Consider the following 1,835-nt stretch of genomic DNA (forward strand, 5'->3'; position numbering starts at 1 on the left):
TCTCTTCGGATAAGCCCCGATGAAAACGGAGCGGATAATATGAAGTAGGAAATCGAGAGCAATTGCAAACAGATAAAGCTGGATGTCGTGAACATTTTTTAAAACGAAATGGAGCGCATTAAGAATGACCCGGATTTACAGCATTTAGTACAGCAAGGGTAAAAGCCTGAATATTCATTTTGCAGTTCCCGGATGAAGAACCATTTAACGACAAAAAGCTGTCACGATAGCGGTATTGCGACAACAATATGTCGCAATAATTGTTTTCGCGACAAAATAAACGTAATATTGTCGTGATTTAAACACTACCGGGGCGATGACAAAAAAGCAGCAAACAGAAGCCATCTTAGCTTTATTGACCGAAAACGGTTTATCCATTGAGCAGATTATGGACGGTTTGGGGTTTCCAATCGAGAAGCGGACTTTGCAAAGACGGCTTAGGGAACTGAAAGACAATAACCGGGTCATTGTATCGGGAGAAGCCCGGGCAACACGCTATTTCCCGAAAGGGCAACAGGCAGAAGCACAGGATAGCCCGGCAGATTTAATTCCGCTATCCCCGGAGGGCAAAGAAATCCTTGCCCTTGTTTCCCGACCTGAAGCCCAAAGAATACCAGTTGGTTATAACAGGGATTTTCTTGAAAATTACCGCCCCAATATAGACAGCTACCTGACACCGGAGGACAAAAAAAAGTTGGCGGAAATCGGGAAGACACAGGGGGATAACCAACCCGCCGGAACGTATGCCCGGCAGATTTTGAACAGGCTGTTGATTGACCTGTCGTGGAACTCCAGCCGTTTGGAGGGGAATACCTATTCGCTGTTGGATACGGAAATGCTCATCCACGAGGGGAAGCCCGCAGGAGATAAATCGCCCAAAGAAACCCAAATGATTTTAAACCACAAAGATGCGATTGAGTTCCTGGTGGATACGGCAGACGAAATTGGTTTTAACCGATACACCATGCTCAACCTGCATGCCCTGCTCTCTAATAACCTTTTGCCCAATCCGGCAGCATCGGGCAGATTGCGGGAGTTTGGCGTAGGCATTACCCACTCCGTTTTTACCCCTTTGGGCATTCCCCAGCTTATCTCCGAATTTTTCGACCTCATTCTCGAAAAGGCAAATCAAATTCAAAACCCTTTTGAACAGGTCTTCTTTGTGCTGGTTCATTTCCCTTATCTGCAACCCTTTGATGATGTCAATAAAAGAGTTTCACGATTGGGGGCTAATATTCCCCTGAACCGTCATAACCTTGCTCCCCTGTCATTTATAGATGTGCCGGAAACGTATTACGTAAAAGGTATTCTCGGCATATACGAACTGAACCGTATCGGGTTGTTAAAGGATGTTTTTATGTGGGCTTACGAAAGGTCGGCATTGCGTTATGCCGCCGTTCGACAGTCATTGGGCGAGCCTGATACATTCCGCTTAAAATACAGGGAAGAAATCAGAGCCGTCATCGTGAAAATCATCATGCAGGCAATGGAGAAAGACAAAGCCATAACCACCATAAAAAGCGAGGCGGAAAAACTACCGCCGGATGACCGGGCTAAATTTATAGAAGCCGTAGAAACAGAGCTGATGGGGATGCACGAGGGAAATTTTGCCCGGTACAGGATTATGCCCTCCGAATTTAGAAAATGGAAAGCCATTTGGAGTGATTAATGGGTAGACCAACACCGTTATTAAAAGCAAATTTTAATTTTATCGCTTTTCCTATTAAATAAAATAAAAATGAATACACAGGTAATTATACCCTATCAAAATTCCAACAAAGGAAAACACGAGCAGATTGAAAAAATGTTTAACAACATTTCCAAAAACTATGACT

The 1,835-nt window shown here is 44.1% G+C and carries 1 protein-coding gene; it reads left to right on the plus strand.

What is annotated here, in order from left to right; all coding sequences use genetic code 11:
- The first annotated feature begins 316 nt into the window (after positions 1 to 316).
- Positions 317 to 1,669 (plus strand): Fic family protein, encoded by a 1,353-nt coding sequence (locus ACYVBM_RS19800; RefSeq protein ID WP_460687433.1) that lies wholly within the window; start codon positions 317 to 319, stop codon positions 1,667 to 1,669.
- The last annotated feature ends 166 nt before the right edge of the window (positions 1,670 to 1,835 follow it).

The sequence above is a fragment of the Niabella aquatica genome (genome assembly GCF_054779315.1).